Below are 16,736 nucleotides of genomic sequence, written 5' to 3'. Positions count from 1 at the left end.
GCCACCGTGTCTACCGCAATGGCGACCCGCGTGCGAAGCACTTGCGTGAAATGTCCCAGAAATTGACACAGATCCGCGGCGAAGAAAAATGGTACGACATGTCCGTGAAGATCCACGAAATCGTTACTGGCCAGAAGAACCTGCCGCCGAACGTCGATTTCTACTCGGCATCGGTTTACCACAGCCTGAACATCGAACATGACCTGTTCACGCCGATCTTTGCGGTTTCCCGCACATCCGGCTGGCTGGCGCATATCCTTGAGCAGTATTCGAACAACCGCCTGATCCGCCCGCGTGCGGAATACATCGGGCCTGGCATGCAGAGCTATGTGCCGGTTGAAGAGCGCTAAGAAAAATATCTATCCTTTCCATTTACGGTTTGGACCATATCGACTCATCTAGATAAGCAAATGAAAAATGCGATTCCTCTGTTTACAGGAATCGCATTTTTTCATGTTTGCCTCTGTTATCCGCCGATATAGGACATGCCAATTTTATTGCGGTTTTTTGCGGTGAATTCAGTGCGTTCATCCGAGTAACGGTCATCCCGGCGTTCCCAGACAGCTGAGATTTTTTCCAATAGTTCCTCATCGGTCAATCCACTCCGAATCAATTCCCGAATATCAAAATGGCCGGTTGCGAACAGGCAGGTGTAAAATTTACCGTCAGATGACAGGCGGGCGCGCGTACAAGATGAGCAGAAAGATTCCGAAACGGATGTAATAAATCCGACTTGGGCATCCCCTTCTTCAAAACGATAGCGCTTCGCAACTTCACCATAATAATCTTTGTCGACAGGTTCCAGTTTATAGACGCTCTGCAGTTTGTCGAGAATTTGCTTTTTGGTCACTACTTTTTTAAAGCTCCAGCCATTGTCGTTGCCGACATCCATGAATTCGATAAAGCGCAGCGTAATGCCCCGTTCTTTAAAATAAGCCGTCATCGGCAAAATTTCTTGTTCATTAACATCTTTTTGGACCACCATATTGACTTTAATTTCAAAACCGACTTGTTGTGCAAAGTCAATTTGCTTCAATATATGAGAGGGTTCGACACCCCGGCCGTTTAATTTTCCAAACAGCTCAGGATCCAAGGCATCAAGGCTGATGTTCAATCGGCGCAATCCTGCATCATAAAGGGCCTGTGCTTGATTGCCAAGAAACATGCCATTTGTCGTTAAGCCGATGTCTTCCACCCCTTCAACCGAAAGGATTTTTTTAATGAGCTCCGGCAAACCTCTGCGCATTAACGGTTCCCCGCCTGTCAGGCGGATTTTTTTGACGCCCATCGCCACAAACATTTTGGTCAGGCGGTGGATTTCCTCAAACGACAATAATTCCTGCTTCGGCAAAAAAGCATAATCATCCCCGAAAACTTCTTTTGGCATGCAATACGAACAGCGGAAATTGCAACGGTCGGTAACCGAAATCCGTAAATCCCGTATTGGACGCTGAAATTGGTCCTGTACTGGTTTAATGGCCATTTTGCCACCCCCTCATTTGATCGTCGGGTTGGTTCACATTGCGGAAAACGAGCGGGTCTTTATGGATCTCTGATGAATCGATCCACTCGGTAGCCACTTTTTCCATAAACTTCATGACGCGAAATTGCCCAGCCTCCAAGTCCTGCTGCAGCTGTTCTTTTACCCGTTTATCCCAAATGCCGAACAACGGGATGTTCTCCGTGGAATTACAGATTGTTGTGATATCTGAAGAAGGGTTCGCGAGTTCCAGCAGTTTGGCTGTTTCGGCCGGGCCCACATACGGCATATCGCAAGGCAGCACGAAATACTTATCAGCTCTCTTGGCAATTATGCCTGAGAGGATGCCCGCCAGCGGCCCTTGTCCTTCAATCCAGTCGAGATCGGTAATGACTTCAGCATCGGATGAAAAGCGTTCCATCAATTCAGGTCTGGAAATGATGACCACATCATCACAAACAGCTGCTAACGCGTGATAAGCTCTTTCGTAAAACAACTCTCCTTCCAGTTCCGCAAACGCCTTTGGGGAACCGTACCGGCGCGACAAGCCGCCTGCCAACAGGATTCCAACAAGAACTGTCATCCTCCGCTTACCGGTGGAATAAACGCCACAACATCTCCTGTTTCCAGCACATCCGTCGGCAGCGCATATTCTTCATTGACAGCCACACGTGCTGCCCCGGAAATAAAATCCGGGTATTTCTCAGTCGCCCATTGCCATAAGTCTTCTACAGTCCGACCGGCCATATCGACTTGTTCTTCAGAGACACCGGTCTGTTCACGGAGTCCTGCAAAATAATGCAATTGGATCATGTCAATTCCCCTTCCGGTTTTTTCTTCTGGTCGCCGATCCATTCTTCGCCATCTTCCCAAATTTCTTTTTTCCAGATCGGCACGATTTCCTTTATGCGTTCAATTGCGTATTCGTTCGCTTCATAGGCTGTTTTCCGGTGCGGCGATGAAACCGCAATAACAACCGCAATGTCACTGATCTGCAGCTCGCCGATCCGGTGGGCAATCGCCACTTTCGTCCCTTCCCAGCGCTGTTCAATTTCTTCGCCGATCTGCGCCAGCTTTTTCTCTGCCATCGGCACGTAAGCTTCGTAAGAGAGATACATTGTCCGTACCCCTTTTGTCCACTCACGAACATGTCCAGTGAATAAAGTGACTGCTCCCGCTTCCGGGCGCAAGACAAAATCTGCGTAAATTTGAGGGTTGATCGCTTCTGTTACAATTTCAAATGCCTTCATTATCTATCACCATCCAATTCGCAAACCAATTCTGTAATAGCTTACTGTCATTCTGAAGAATCAACCGGATATTGTCCAGCTGTAATTCTTCCGGTGCAATTGCCAAGACGATATTTTGCAGCTTTTGAAGCTCCAGGCTATCTTCAACTGAACGCAGCAAAACAATTTTTTCAAAAGGCGCTTCTTTAAAGCCTTCCACCAAAATCAAATCCGGATTCCCTAAAGAAGCATAGTCAACTAGTTCTTCTACTGTTGCTGTTTGTTTTCGCTGATGCATTTGTATGATGCCATCCCCATATGCAATGGAACAATCAGCGCCGCTTCCCAACAAACGCATGCTGTCGGTTTCTGCTTTCGGCAGTTCAAGCGGGCCACCGTGGCCATGGTGCTTAATGAACGCAACCGTCTTTCCTTTATTTTTAGCCTGTTCCAGCAAATTTAAGGACAGTGTTGTTTTGCCGCTGTTTTTGAAGCCGACAACTTGCAATACCTTTAGAGCCGCCATTTGCTTGCCCCTTCTTCCATGCCGAGAAGGAGCACATCAACCGTGTCGCTCCTGTGGAATCCGCGGCTGCCTCCAGGCAACACAATCAACGCATTGCCTCGTGCGATCGATGATACCGCATTCGATTTATTGAATCCAGCCGGTGACACTGTTTCGCCGTCGTAAGAAGCGCGGATGAAACGTGTAAATGGATTGGCTTTTGTGAAATCTTCTCCTAAAACCGCTTTTGTCTGCGGCAAATATAGTTTTCCCGCTCCCATCATCTTCAGCAGGGCTGGCCGCACGAACAACTCGAATCCGGTAAAGCAAGCAGAAGGGTTTCCGGACAATCCAAACAAATAGCGGCCATTTGCGACGGCAACAGTTGTCACACTGCCGGGGCGCATGGCTACTTTGTTGAACAATACTTCAGCCCCGAGCCGTTCATAGATCGCCGGCAGAAAATCAAAATCTCCGACGGAAACGCCGCCAGTCGTAATCAGGCAATCGGTTTCGTCCGCAGCTTTTTTGACCACTTGGTAACTTTCATCCAATTGGTCAATCGACATGCCGTACATCTTGCAGCGGAAACCCATTCGCTTCAGTTGGGCAACAATCATCGGTCCGTTGCTGTTGCGTATTTTGCCCGGCACCAATTCGTCATCGACTCCAAGCAATTCGGTTCCGGTTGAAAGGATGCCGACAACCGGTTGTTTTGCTACCGCGACTTGCGAATAGCCGAAAGTCGCCAGCAACGCGATTGTTCCTGGATTGATCAAGCTTCCGCGATCGATGACCACTTCACCTTTCTGAACATCCTCCCCTTGCAAAGAGACGTTTTCAAGTGCCTTAAAGGGCTTTCGAATAGTGATGCCGTGCTCAGATTCGACCGTCTGCTCAAACATCACAACGGCGTCAGCGCCTTCCGGAAGCTGGGCACCTGTCATGATGCGGATCGCTTCATTGGCCTTCAGTTTTTTAGCCGACACTTCTCCCGCTCCAATATGGTCGATGACACGAAACGAGATCCGATTATCGCCTGATGCTCCGGCAGAATCCGCTGAACGGATGGCATAGCCGTCATAAGGAGACCGGTTGAACGGCGGCACATCACTGGAAGCGACGATTGGTTCAGCCAGAATACGGCCGTAGCTTTCTTCCAGGTCCACCTTTTCACTTCCGATTAGAGACGCCTTGCCCAAAACCCGTTCGAGTGCTTCTGAAACGGAGATTGGCCTACGTTTTTCTACCATTATTCTTCAGCTCCTACTCATTAAAATGCTGGCATTATTTACATATGTATGTGGAGCTCTTTAAAGCTTTGATATTTTTTCACAATGGACCTATACGTATTAAACTTATACAAAGCCTGAGAGCCTGTCAAACTGACCTTTTCGAATAAAACAAAAACAACCTTGGCAAATGGAGCGTTCAAGGTTGTTTTTAAGATTAGATTTTTTTACTTCTGTTGAAAATGAAGAAGTCATTTCCTCTTCACATTGTTAATTTCTGCAATGACATCCAGAGGTGTCTCTATTATCAATCGCTGACGGTTTCTGCAGATGGCGCTACAGCTATTTCTCCATTTTTGGCACGGATTCTCCGGATATCCAAACGAATGACCAGTGAAATGACCAAAGCCACTACGAACAGGCCGGCGAAGAACAACAGGCTGCTTTCATAGCTTCCCGTCTTATCCTTCATGAAAGCGGCGAACAAAGGTCCTGCAAGGCCGGCTGCTGCCCACGCAGTCAAAATATACCCATGGATTGCTCCCAATTGCTTCGTACCGAAAATATCCGCGATATACGCTGGGATCGATGCAAATCCACCGCCATAGCATGTATAGATAATTGCCAGCATGATCTGGAAGAAAATCGCGTTGGTAGTGAATGGCAATAATGCAAATAACGCAATTTGAATAACGAAAAACGCCGTATACGTATTCGGTCGGCCAATGTAATCGGAGATTGCCGCCCAGCCCAGACGTCCGAGGCCGTTGAAAATTCCAAGAACACCAACCAAAGCCGCTGCCTGGACGGTAGTCATGCCGATGCTGTCAATTGCCATCGGTTTGGCCGCTGACAAAATCGCGATTCCGCATGTCACGTTGATGAATAGCATAAACCATAGGTAATAAAAGCGCTTTGTCTTTACTGCCTCGTTGGCCGTCAGCTGGGACAAGTCGATTTTCCGTTCAGCTTTGCCGGTATTTACTTTTTCTTCAAAGCCTGCAGGCATCCAGCCTTCTTCCGGCTTTTCAAGATACAGGGATGACAGGGTCATGATGATCAAATATGCTGCCCCTAAAATATAAAAAGTTTGTTCCACTCCAACTGAAGTGATGAGCATTTCCATAATGGGGCTGCTGATGGCTGCGGCAAAGCCAAAGCCCATGATGGCAAGGCCAGTAGCCAAACCGCGGCGATCCGGGAACCATTTGACCAATGTGGAGACCGGCGCAATATAACCGATGCCAAGCCCGATTCCCCCAAGCGCTCCGTAAAACACATAGAGCATCGGCAAAGAGGAAGCGCTTACAGCAAAGCCCGAGCCAATGATGCCGGCACCGAAGAAAAAGGCTGCTACTAATCCCGCTTTTCTCGGACCGTATTTCTCTACAAAGCTGCCGAAAAAGGCTGCCGATAATCCCAGGAACAGGATGGCGATGCTGAATGTCAGCTGCACTTGGCTGGTGGACCACCCAAACTGGTCAATCAGTGGATTGGTAAAATTGCTCCATGCATAGACGGAGCCGATCGAAATATGTATTCCTACTGCAGATAATGCGATTAACCATCTGTTTTTCGGCTTCTTTTTCATTTCCCTAACCTCCTAGTCAATTGCTTGTGTTTATATAAAATGATTTCCAACAGTGAAAATCATCAGTTTTAGGAATTGCGGTCATTTGTATTTCGACTAGGCAGGCAGGAAATACCAAACTGGGAATAAGTAAAATCACAATAAACACTGCGATGGCTGGAATATACAGCTCAGAACTGCCTCTGTTTAATAACCGAAATATTTAGACGATTAGAAGCATAGCACCCTTCCCTTTTTTTGTCACTCTATTTTTTTACTAAGTTGCAGAAGTTTCTTTACTGACAATCCGTTCAGGGTGCGTATACAGATTGAACGATCCACCGCGAATAAAGCCGACTGCGGTGATGCCCAAATCGTCTGCCAAGGTCAATGCCAATTCTGTTGGCGCGGATTTCGACAGGACAATTTCACAGCCGATCTTCGCTACCTTCAGCAAAATCTCTGAGGAAATCCGCCCGCTGAAGACGATGACTTTGTCACGGACATCAATGCTGTTCACTAGGCAATAGCCGTAGATTTTATCGAGTGCATTATGTCTGCCGATATCCATGCGCGAAACGATGATGCCGTTCGCGTCACAAAGCGCCGCATTATGGACGCCGCCTGTCTGCTTGAACATTTCAGCTGAAGCCGCCATCCCCTCCATAAGCTGAAAACAATTTTCCGGTGTTAGCGTCACGCTGACTTCGGACATTTTTTTAGCAATCATAGCATCATGCGCAAAGACAAATCCCTGTCGGCTCATGCCGCAGCAGGAACTGATGAACCGCTTGTTCTGGAGCTGCTCAAAAAATGGATAGACTTTCTCAGCGGTTATGTGGACCGTTCCCGTTTTTTCTTCCACCCGGATTTCCTGGATGTCCCGGTAATTGGGGATGATGCGTTCAGAAACCAAAAAACCGATCGCCATTTCTTCCATATGCTCAGGCGAACAAACAATGGTGATAAATTCTTTGCCGTTTATTTTAATGGTAGCCGGTTGTTCGACGACAACACGGTCTTCTTTTTCGATAAACCCGCCTTTTTCGTAGCGCAGGATTTTTCGTGTTTTATCTTGTTGCATCGGTTTTGCCTCCTGGCTGTCCATTTTGGTCAATCGGCCGGTCAAACAGAAATACAGATACGGCGATGTCGTCTTCAACTTTGATGTCTGAGAATAGATGGACGAATTTGGCGCCGACCAATTCCTCCATGCCTTCCGGTGCTGACGTGGCATAGACACTTTGGATCATCCGGGTGCGCGCAGTGTGGACCATTTCTCTGCCTTCCGGCGTTCTGGCGATGAATTGTTCTGAGGGGCTCAAATTCCCATATAAAGTCGCGATGGCCATATCATTAACAAAGACAGTCTGTATGCGTTCGGGACCTTTTCCAAAAAGGTTTTTCCGCAACTTCCGAATGATGTCATTGAATTCATGGATCTGTCTGGACATGTAGATCCTCTCCTCTTTCGGACTTGTAATTTTTTGACTAGTACCAATTTTAGTTGTACATCTCATTTTTACTGTATATAATAATAGCATATGTTGGTGTTGCTGTATTTTAATGCAACAGCGCTTTCACTTTACCCTATATATTTGGATTGGTCATTTAACAAGTCCTGTTAAGACACTATTCCACTATGAAACAGATGCACTTGTCAAGTGTGTTTTTCATGGTGGAATTTTTTTATCCCTTTTTTGCGGACAGTTTGATTCCCCTATGCCGAGGAGGCTGGCAGGTCAAACGTCCGTTGTAAAAGCTGGATGCTGCATATCATAAGAAGGAGGTTTTGGCATGTCCATTAAGATTAACGGTTCCCCTGTCGAGTTCGAGCAGGGAAAAACCATTTTACAGGTGCTAAACGAAGAAAAGATTCTTCATCCGCAAATCTGTTATATGCCTGAAGTCGACCCGATCGAAACCTGTGACACATGTATCGTTGAAGTTGACGGAAAGCTTGTTCGTGCCTGTTCAACTCCAGCAACTGCCGGTATGGAAGTCCAATTGGCTTCCCCGCGCGCCAAGGAAGCGCAAACCGAAGCCATGGACCGGATTCTTGAGAATCACTTGCTGTACTGCACAGTCTGCGACAATAACAATGGCAACTGCAAAGTCCACAACACTGTCGACATGATGGAAATTGAACACCAAAAATACCCGTTCGAACCGAAGTGTACAGTCGATGAAGTTGATTTAACCAATCCGTTCTACCGGTATGATCCGAACCAATGTATCGCCTGCGGCCAATGTGTCGAGGTCTGCCAGAACCTCCAGGTCAATGAAACTTTGACGATGGACTGGTCACGCGACCGGCCGATTGTCCTGTGGGACGGCGGCGCCAAAATCAACGATTCTTCCTGCGTCAGCTGTGGCCAATGTGTTACTGCCTGTCCGTGCAATGCCTTGATGGAAACATCGATGCTTGGTGAAGCAGGTTTCATGACCGCCATTCCGGAGAAAATCCTGAAGCCGATGATTGATTTGGTGAAAGACGTCGAACCGGGCTATAGCGGCATCATGGCCGTATCGGATGCAGAAGCAACGATGCGTGAAACACGGACGAAAAAAACCAAAACAGTCTGTACATTCTGCGGTGTCGGTTGTTCATTTGAAATCTGGACTAAAGACCGTGAAATCCTGAAGATCCAGCCTGTTTCCGAAGCGCCGGCCAATGCCATCTCCACTTGCGTAAAAGGCAAATTTGGTTGGGACTTCGTCAATAGCGAAGAACGCATCACCACTCCCCTCATCCGCAAAAACGGTGAGTTTGTCGAAGCTACTTGGGAAGAAGCGCTTGACTTAGTCGCTTCGAAATTCAAAACGATCAAAGAACAAAATGGCAAAGATTCAATCGGTGTCATCTCGTCTTCGAAAATCACCAATGAAGACAATTACATCTTACAGAAGCTGAGCCGCCAGGTATTTGAAACGAATAACGTCGATAACTGCTCACGCTACTGCCAATCCCCTGCGACAGACGGTTTATTCCGTACAGTCGGAATGGGCGGAGATGCCGGAACCATCAAAGACATCGCCAGCGCGGGACTCGTCATCATTGTTGGCGCCAACCCGGCAGAAGGCCATCCCGTATTAGCGACTCGCGTCAAACGCGCGCACAAATTGCATGGCCAGAAATTGATTGTTGCCGATATGCGCAAAAATGAAATGGCCGAACGCTCGGATATCTTCATTACGCCGAAACAAGGCACGGACCAGGTATGGCTGATGGCTGTAACGAAATACATGATCGACCAAGGCTGGCATGATCAGCAATTCATCGATGACAACGTCAATTATTTCAATGATTTTAAAGAAGTGCTGGACCAGTACACATTGGACTATGCCGAGCAACGCAGTGGCGTTTCCAAGGAAACCTTGATCCGCACAGCTGAAATGATCCGTGATGCTGACGGCACTTGCATCCTTTGGGGCATGGGAGTCACGCAGAATACCGGAGGTTCTGACACGTCCGCTGCAATTTCCAACCTCTTGCTGGCGACTGGAAACTATCGCCGGCCAGGAGCTGGCGCATACCCGCTGCGCGGCCACAACAATGTTCAAGGAGCTTGCGACATGGGCTCATTGCCAGGCTGGCTTCCGGGCTACCAGCATGTTACAGATGACGCTGCCCGCCAAAAATTTGAACGGGCTTATGGAGTGAAAATCGACGACAAGCCGGGTATGGATAATATCCAAATGCTGCAGGCTGTTGACGAAGGCATCATGAAGGCCATGTATGTTGTCGGTGAAGATATGGCATTGGTCGATTCGAACGCCAACCACGTAGATGAAGTTCTTGCGAAACTTGACTTTTTCGTCGTACAGGACATTTTCTTCTCACGGACCGCCCAATACGCAGATGTCATCCTTCCGGCAGCCCCGTCACTTGAAAAAGACGGTACTTTCACCAATACAGAACGCCGCGTTCAGCGTCTGTATAAAGCACTTCCTGAACTCGGCCAATCGAAAGCGGATTGGTGGATCGTCCAGGAAATCGCCAACCGCCTTGGTGCAGGCTGGAACTACAGCCACCCAAGTGAAATTTTTGCAGAAATGGCGAGTCTGTCTCCATTGTTCGCAAAAGCCGATTACACGAACATGGAAGGTTGGAACAGCTTCCTTTGGGGCAGCCTTGAAGGAGAAAGCACCCCACTCCTTTATGCCGATGGCTTTAATTTTCCGGACAAAAAAGCACGTTTTGCATTGTCCGATTGGGTAGAACCAGTAGTGTTCCCGGTCGAATATGATCTTCATATCAATAATGGCCGTTTGCTGGAGCATTTCCATGAAGGCAATATGACCGATAAATCAAGAGGGATCATTTCCAAACTGCCGGAAACTTTCGTTGAAGTGTCTCCGCAGCTGGCTAAAGAACGTGGACTGGAAGATGGATCAACTGTCCGCCTCGTCTCCCCTTACGGCGCATTGAAATTGCCCGTCATCGTTACCGGGCGAGTAAAAGGCAATGAATTGTTCATGCCGATGAATTCAACAAACAAAGAAACGGCCATCAATTTCCTGACTGGACCGGCTGTCGATCAGCGTACCAATACGCCGGCCTATAAACAGACCAAGGTCCGGATGGAAGTGCTGAAAGACCATGTCAAACGCCCGCTGCCAAAATCAAATCCGCGGGACAAGAAACGGACGCCAGTATCCGGCATCGAAGTGGAACGCAAATGGGCACGTGAAGGTTATGTGCACCTGACAGATCAACGATAGAAAGGTGATGTCCAATGGCAAGCCCAATAACGCAGATCAAGAAGAAGGAATGGACCGCTGACGAAATCCGTCAGCAAAAACTCTACGAATTGGAAACGCTGATTGCCGAACAGGATCAGGCGCTTAATAAATTATTGGCCATTACTGGTGATTTGGATGATGCAGGTGTCTTGGATGCTGTCCTCGCGATGGTCAAAGCGAAAGAAGGCATTGCCGAAGTGGTCATGGGCCAGGCAACACGTGAACCGGTGACCAACCTCATCAATAATATGATGAGTGCAGCAGGCGCACTGACAGCGATTGATCCGGCTTCAACAGGCAAGCTGGCTTCGAGTGTCGTCAATGGCTTAAAAGAAGCGGAAACTCAAAATAATAATGGCAAAAAACTTGGGGTGCTCCAGCTGGTAAAAGCATTCAGAGACCCTGACATCAACCGCACCATCAAGTTCGGCCTTAACTTCCTGAAGGGGATGGGAAAAGGATTGGACCGCTAATAAGCTTTTAAAAATATTCCCTTATAGAAACAGCCGCAGCTTTCTTCCTAGCTGCAGCTGTTTTTTTACTTTATCGCGGGCAAGAACCACTTTCGACGAACGAAAATCCTGTTCTATTGCTTTTATGGATTCAGCCTAATGATGGATGTAATAGATCATCCTTTCCCTTTTCTGTATGCCTTCTGAACGTGTGTGCACTTGTCAATTTTTATCGTCATTCTATAAGAGCTTCTATTATATAGAAGAAACTGCTTTGAGAGTGCCTTGGGTCCTTCTTTTCAAATTAGCTGTGGCAAGGTTTTAAGCACAGTTTTTCTCTTAATTTTTTTCTGTTCCTTCTATATATAAAAGGAATCAAATTCAAAGATTGCATGATTGAATGGTTATTATGTAGAGACGGTATGTTTTTCTAAACGGTTTGTCCAAAATCACTGCTTCTTCAACAGTACTTTTTGCATCCATCGCCAGTCTGCATCCTCCTATTCTCTTCCATCGTCCTCACCTTCCCCTTTCCTCATACTTCTCCTAAAACTGTATTGAAACAGAATATCAGAATACTCTCTCTTCTTTATCGCGAATAATCGTCCCTTATCGGTAAATAATCGCTTTTGTCCAATTTTGAAGACAACCACCTCTTTCTGTTATATATTAATTAACAAGAAAACAAACTGTACTAACACAGATTGTTGATTCTCAAATCAGAAAGGGATGGATGACATGGTCGCAAACAAACAACAACAAATCGAGGAACTGAATAAGAGCTGGGAACAAGACGAACGCTGGAACGGCATTGAACGTATGTACACAGCTGAGGAAGTTGTAAAGCTTCGCGGTTCTATCCAGATTGAACATACATTGGCGAGAAAAGGTGCTGAACGCTTGTTCCGTTCGATTCACGAAGAAGATTTTGTGAATGCACTCGGCGCATTAACTGGCAACCAGGCAGTTCAACAAGTTAAAGCAGGATTAAAAGCAATTTACCTGAGCGGCTGGCAAGTAGCTGCAGATGCAAACTCTGCAGGCCAGATGTACCCTGACCAAAGTTTGTACCCGGTCAATTCAGTACCTGATGTAGTGAAGAAAATTAACCAGGCGCTTCAACGTGCAGATCAAATCGATGGCGTTGAAGGCACAGAAGGCTTTGACTGGTTCGCACCAATCGTAGCAGATGCAGAGGCCGGCTTTGGCGGACCGCTGAATGTCTACGAATTGATGAAAGCGATGATCGAAGCAGGAGCTGCAGGCGTCCACTTCGAAGATCAATTGGCTTCCGAGAAAAAATGCGGACATTTGGGCGGCAAAGTATTGCTTCCAACTCAAAATGCGGTAAGAAACCTGACTGCAGCCCGATTGGCAGCTGATGTACTCGGTGTACCAACCCTTATCATCGCCCGTACGGATGCAGATGCAGCTGATTTGATCACAAGCGACATCGATCCACGCGACCATGCTTTCATCACAGGCGAACGCACACCTGAAGGCTTCTACCGTACGAACGCAGGTATTGAACAAGCCATCGCACGCGGCCTGGCATATGCACCTTATGCGGATCTTGTGTGGTGTGAAACGTCCCACCCGAACCTGGAAGAAGCTCAACAATTTGCTGATGCCATCCATGCTGAATTCCCTGGCAAATTGCTTGCCTATAACTGTTCACCTTCATTCAACTGGAAAGCGAAGCTTGATGAAGAAACAATCGCGAAATACCAGGTTGAACTTGGCAAGATGGGTTACAAGTTCCAGTTCGTTACATTGGCTGGCTTCCACTCATTGAACCACAGCATGTTCGAACTTGCTCACGATTACAAAGACAACGGCATGGCGGCATACTCGAAGCTGCAGCAAGCTGAATTCGCCAACGAATCGAAAGGCTACACAGCGACACGCCACCAGCGTGAAGTTGGTACAAGCTACTTCGATGAGATTTCACAGATCGTTTCGGGCGGTACAAGCTCCACTACTGCTATGAAGGGCTCGACTGAAACCGCTCAATTCACAACAACTAAGTAAGCAACACATGTCTACTGATTAGCATCCTTTCCAACGCCACGGCATTCAAACCAAATTAACCTATTGGAGGAGATCATTATGAAAACGACTAAAACATATGAGACACGCTCAATGAAAGAATGCCGCGAGTGCGGATGCGAAATCAAGGAGCAGCACCAGTCTATCATCTACGAATGTGAACGTTGCATGTGCAATAAAGACGAATAGAACATGAATTCCCCCCACTTGGTTGTACCGAGTGGGGGGATTGTTTTGTTTTTTATTTTTTTCGGACTTTCAAAATCAGGAAATTTGGGCTCTTCAACAATCGTTCATATTGTTCAGGTGCGAGTTCCTTAAATTGTGCTGTTGGTTTTGGCTCTATCACTTGCTCGATTGAAAAAAAGCTTAGCAGCGTATTAAGGATTTCACTTAACGGCCGGCGATAAAATGGCATATTGTAAATTTTTCCTGCCTTATTCCATTGGTCGACAATCAATTCAGTCGAAAAATAATGAGCATCGTCCAACAGCTGCAGATCCGTCAAAGGATGATGGATCGACAGCAGAAAACTCCCTCCTGGCTTCAGTACGCGGCTGAACTCCGAAAAAACCCCTTGCCAATCCTTCAAGTAATGCAAGGTCAAGGAACTTACAATAAAATCGAAACGATGGTCGTCAAAAGGCAAAGGTTCTTCCAAATCCAAGCACAGGGCTTCCACTTTTTCGCCAAGCAGCTTTTGTGTAGCATTGACCATTTCGGGACTCAAGTCTACGGCTGTCACTTGTGCCCCTCGATCGGCCAATTGTTTGGAATACCAGCCTGCCGAACAGCCCGCATCGAGTCCTCTCATCCCCTCCATAGTGAAAGGAATGTGCTGCATCATCGCTGGCCGTTCGTATTGCGTATTATAAAGATTATTCGCATCTCCCATTTTCTCATAGATGCCTGCCAATTCATTGAAATTCTCCAACACATGCTTTTTCATGTTGCACCTCATCATTCTTCATATTCTTTTACGGCATCCAGCCTATGGATTTTATATAGCACATGTTTCTTCAGCGGACTGCTGGAATCCAGTTTCGGATGTTCAAATTCGCCTACTTTTTTCATACCGATCCTTTTCATAACAGTTTCCGAAGGGAGATTGGTCGTTGAAGTAAAGGAATAGACCTCTGCCATATCCAAAGGACCGAATGCATACGCTAGACAGCCTTTCGCCCCTTCAAGCGCATAGCCTTGTTTCCAATAGCGCTTGTCCAAACGCCAGCCAATTTCCGCTGCCCCTTGTCCTTCGATGGGCATGGTGATTTCCATCAGACCAATAAATCCAATGAACGCCCTGTCTTCTTTGCGTTCCACGGCCCACATGGTATACCCTTTATCCTCAAAATGTGCGTTAAAGCGGTCAATTAAAAGGTCCGCTTCATCTTTCATCAGGGTTTTTGGAAAATAGCGCATCACTTCTTGATCTGCCGCCATAGCTGCAAACGGTTCCCGATCCTGCGTTTTCCAACTTCTGAAACCAAGCCGCTGAGTTTCAAAGAGATAGTCAGTTTCCATTCGCACCCTCCTTTGATTATTGATTTTTCTTCTAATTCCAGTTTACCAAAGTCCATTACTTCTGAAAGTGCACACTGCAATTTTCACTATTTGTCCCTTTATTGATTGAAAACTTCAATAAATATCAAAATAGAAAAAATAAAGATTGCAAAATGCATCATAATTTTGCATTATTATAGATAGGGATAGTTATTAGCGCAAAATTATTTTGCGCCTAGATGTTTTTTAAAATATATTTTAGATTTCCTTCCACTAATTTGTTCCGTAAAAAATACAGAGAAGATTGGGGCAATAAAAATGATCGTTAAAAACTTCTTTATGCATCTTTCAGAAAACCAACTTTTAAATAAAGCAGCACAAAATTACGGATTTAAGCTGGGGGCACATAGTGTTGTCGCTGGAACCAATATCGAAGAAGCCATGGGCAGCATCAAAGAACTGAATGCACAAGGAATCAGCTGCACCATCGATAATCTGGGTGAATTTGTCCACGACAAAGCAGAAGCTTTACACGCAAAAAAACAAATCTTGAGTGTTGTGGATGCTATCCATGCACATCAAGTGGATGCCCATATTTCCTTAAAACCTTCACAGCTTGGGTTGGACATCGATTACGACTTCTGTCTTGAAAATATCAAGGAAATCGTCGAAAAAGCGTCCGCTTATGACATTTTCATTAATTTTGATATGGAAAATTATGCGCGCCTGCAGCCATCGTTCGACTTGTTGGAGGAATTATCGAAGGACTATGACAATATCGGGACTGTTATTCAATCCTATTTCTTCAGAGCCGAGGAAGACATTCAAAAATACAGCAAGTACCGCCTGCGCATTGTCAAAGGCGCTTACAAAGAACCAGAAGCAGTTGCCTATCAAACCAAAGAAGAAATTGATGCCAATTTTATTGAGTTGATCGAGTATCATCTATTGAACGGCAAATTCACTTCCATTGCGACACATGACCACAATGTCATCAACCACGTAAAACAATTCGTGATTGACCATAGCATTCCGAAAGAAAAATTCGAATTCCAGATGCTTTATGGTTTCCGCAAGGAAATGCAGCTGGAACTTGCGGAACAAGGCTACAATTTCTGCACGTACATTCCTTTCGGTACAGACTGGTATGGCTACTTTATGCGAAGACTGGCAGAGCGCCCACAGAATTTAAACCTGGTCGTGAAGCAGGTATTCACCAAAAAGACCAATGCTGCCATTGGGGTGGTTGCTGGAGCCTTTTTACTTGGCCGTCTGACAAGCAAAAGATTCTAAAACGATCAAGACCACCATCAGGACAGAAGAAAACCTGCAGATCCTTCACAAGGTCTGCAGGTTTTTTGGTTGTGGTTTATTCCTCTTTTGGATAAGTTACTATACCTTTGGCATCCACCACAGCCTTGGCTCCCCACATGCCCACTTCATGCTCAACAATATCGACCGCCCCTTTTTTTCCATCGATGATGTGCAAGACGCGATGGCCGTTTGCGGTCAGATAATTGCTGATCAGCAGACGGTGGCAACGCGCAGGATGGCGCTCTGAACAACAATACGCCGTCCGTTTGACAGCCGCTTTCTCCAATAATTCTTTTATGCCCTCTTGGAATTCTTCTGTCAGTGTGTAATCCGCATAGTTATGAAAAGACTGGTTGCGCCAGCCTGCATTCCGGTCTTCTTCCATGTCTTTCGACTTTCGTCGCCTGCCACCGAGCTTCGGGAAGTGTTCGTATGCGAATCCTTCTGCTTCAAGCCAGACTGGAAATTCGTCTTTTGAGAATTGTGGCCACTTGCGGCTTCCCGGGAATGCCCGAACATCTGCTAAAAGTTCGATAGATCGAGATTTTAGCATCTCGTCAAAAAACTCTTTTGAATGGCTGGAATGTCCGATTGTGTAGATATCCATTAATCTGATCCGCCTCTCCCATTAGGTATTGCTTATCCTATTCCTTTGA

General features: G+C 46.4%; 18 protein-coding genes. 6 read left to right on the top strand and 12 right to left on the bottom strand.

The annotated features are described in order from the left end of the window. Window positions 1–350, top strand: a 350-nt coding sequence (locus tag IRE19_RS06200; protein WP_284700303.1) for a citrate/2-methylcitrate synthase, incomplete at its 5' end; no start/stop codon positions are given. A 116-nt stretch (window positions 351–466) separates the two neighbouring features. Here IRE19_RS06200 and moaA read toward each other — a convergent pair. From moaA to IRE19_RS06155, 9 genes are all read right to left on the bottom strand, one after another. Beyond that, on the bottom strand, window positions 467–1,483 hold the full coding sequence (gene moaA / locus IRE19_RS06195) for a GTP 3',8-cyclase MoaA (protein WP_203339664.1): 1,017 nt from the start codon (window positions 1,481–1,483) through the stop codon (window positions 467–469). Beyond that, window positions 1,473–2,063, bottom strand: coding sequence for a molybdenum cofactor guanylyltransferase (gene mobA, locus IRE19_RS06190; RefSeq protein ID WP_203339663.1), 591 nt, complete (start codon window positions 2,061–2,063; stop codon window positions 1,473–1,475). Before mobA ends, moaA begins: the two co-directional genes overlap by 11 nt. After that, complete coding sequence (moaD, locus tag IRE19_RS06185) at window positions 2,060–2,293, bottom strand: molybdopterin converting factor subunit 1 (protein ID WP_203339662.1); 234 nt, start codon at window positions 2,291–2,293, stop codon at window positions 2,060–2,062. Before moaD ends, mobA begins: the two co-directional genes overlap by 4 nt. Beyond that, entirely contained in the window at window positions 2,290–2,730 is a 441-nt protein-coding gene (locus tag IRE19_RS06180; RefSeq protein WP_191714451.1) for a molybdenum cofactor biosynthesis protein MoaE, read from the bottom strand. Before IRE19_RS06180 ends, moaD begins: the two co-directional genes overlap by 4 nt. Next, entirely contained in the window at window positions 2,717–3,235 is a 519-nt protein-coding gene (mobB, locus tag IRE19_RS06175) for a molybdopterin-guanine dinucleotide biosynthesis protein B (RefSeq protein WP_203339661.1), read from the bottom strand. The genes IRE19_RS06180 and mobB overlap by 14 nt, the downstream gene beginning before the upstream one ends. Further along, on the bottom strand, window positions 3,223–4,467 hold the full coding sequence (locus IRE19_RS06170; RefSeq protein ID WP_203339660.1) for a molybdopterin molybdotransferase MoeA: 1,245 nt from the start codon (window positions 4,465–4,467) through the stop codon (window positions 3,223–3,225). The genes mobB and IRE19_RS06170 overlap by 13 nt, the downstream gene beginning before the upstream one ends. Window positions 4,468–4,753: 286 nt before the next feature. Next, window positions 4,754–6,037: an L-lactate MFS transporter gene (locus tag IRE19_RS06165; protein WP_203339659.1), complete on the bottom strand. Its 1,284-nt coding sequence runs from the start codon at window positions 6,035–6,037 to the stop codon at window positions 4,754–4,756. 256 nt (window positions 6,038–6,293) lie between these two features. Beyond that, on the bottom strand, window positions 6,294–7,100 hold the full coding sequence (gene fdhD / locus IRE19_RS06160) for a formate dehydrogenase accessory sulfurtransferase FdhD (protein WP_203339658.1): 807 nt from the start codon (window positions 7,098–7,100) through the stop codon (window positions 6,294–6,296). Next, a complete protein-coding gene (locus tag IRE19_RS06155; RefSeq protein WP_191714446.1) occupies window positions 7,087–7,470 on the bottom strand; it encodes a Na-translocating system protein MpsC family protein in 384 nt (127 codons plus the stop codon). Before IRE19_RS06155 ends, fdhD begins: the two co-directional genes overlap by 14 nt. 343 nt (window positions 7,471–7,813) lie before the next feature. Between IRE19_RS06155 and fdhF the strand changes: the two genes are divergently transcribed. The 4 genes from fdhF (at window position 7,814) to yhfH (ending at window position 13,452) form a co-directional block, all read left to right on the top strand. Then, window positions 7,814–10,741, top strand: coding sequence for a formate dehydrogenase subunit alpha (fdhF, locus tag IRE19_RS06150; RefSeq protein ID WP_191714445.1), 2,928 nt, complete (start codon window positions 7,814–7,816; stop codon window positions 10,739–10,741). 14 nt (window positions 10,742–10,755) lie between these two features. Further along, the gene (locus IRE19_RS06145) at window positions 10,756–11,235 is read left to right on the top strand and encodes a helical membrane plugin domain-containing protein (protein ID WP_191714444.1); all 480 of its coding nucleotides are present in this window, start codon (window positions 10,756–10,758) and stop codon (window positions 11,233–11,235) included. 717 nt (window positions 11,236–11,952) lie between these two features. Next, window positions 11,953–13,245: an isocitrate lyase gene (gene aceA, locus IRE19_RS06140; protein WP_203339657.1), complete on the top strand. Its 1,293-nt coding sequence runs from the start codon at window positions 11,953–11,955 to the stop codon at window positions 13,243–13,245. 78 nt (window positions 13,246–13,323) lie between these two features. Continuing rightward, on the top strand, window positions 13,324–13,452 hold the full coding sequence (gene yhfH / locus IRE19_RS06135) for a protein YhfH (RefSeq protein ID WP_191714442.1): 129 nt from the start codon (window positions 13,324–13,326) through the stop codon (window positions 13,450–13,452). A gap of 52 nt (window positions 13,453–13,504) precedes the next feature. On the opposite strand, the gene IRE19_RS06130 is transcribed toward yhfH, so the two are convergent. Together IRE19_RS06130 and IRE19_RS06125 are read right to left on the bottom strand one after the other, a co-directional pair. After that, window positions 13,505–14,212 carry a class I SAM-dependent methyltransferase gene (locus IRE19_RS06130; RefSeq protein ID WP_203339656.1) on the bottom strand — a complete coding sequence of 236 codons (708 nt, stop codon included), beginning with the start codon at window positions 14,210–14,212 and terminating at the stop codon, window positions 13,505–13,507. An 11-nt stretch (window positions 14,213–14,223) separates the two neighbouring features. Continuing rightward, window positions 14,224–14,787 carry a GNAT family N-acetyltransferase gene (locus IRE19_RS06125; protein WP_203339655.1) on the bottom strand — a complete coding sequence of 188 codons (564 nt, stop codon included), beginning with the start codon at window positions 14,785–14,787 and terminating at the stop codon, window positions 14,224–14,226. 297 nt (window positions 14,788–15,084) lie between these two features. On the opposite strand from IRE19_RS06125, the gene IRE19_RS06120 reads away from it, so the two are divergent. After that, window positions 15,085–16,059, top strand: a complete 975-nt coding sequence (locus tag IRE19_RS06120; protein WP_203339654.1) for a proline dehydrogenase family protein — start codon at window positions 15,085–15,087, stop codon at window positions 16,057–16,059. Between the two features lie 76 nt (window positions 16,060–16,135). Here IRE19_RS06120 and IRE19_RS06115 read toward each other — a convergent pair whose 3' ends face one another. Then, window positions 16,136–16,687 carry a DUF488 domain-containing protein gene (locus tag IRE19_RS06115; protein ID WP_203339653.1) on the bottom strand — a complete coding sequence of 184 codons (552 nt, stop codon included), beginning with the start codon at window positions 16,685–16,687 and terminating at the stop codon, window positions 16,136–16,138. Between the last annotated feature and the right edge of the window lie 49 nt (window positions 16,688–16,736).

The sequence above is a fragment of the Planococcus beijingensis genome, from assembly GCF_016820615.1.
Classification (GTDB): Bacteria; Bacillota; Bacilli; order Bacillales_A; family Planococcaceae; genus Planococcus; species Planococcus notacanthi.
Note: the sequence above shows the minus strand (reverse complement) of the source record. Positions and strands in the feature narration are given on the sequence as shown.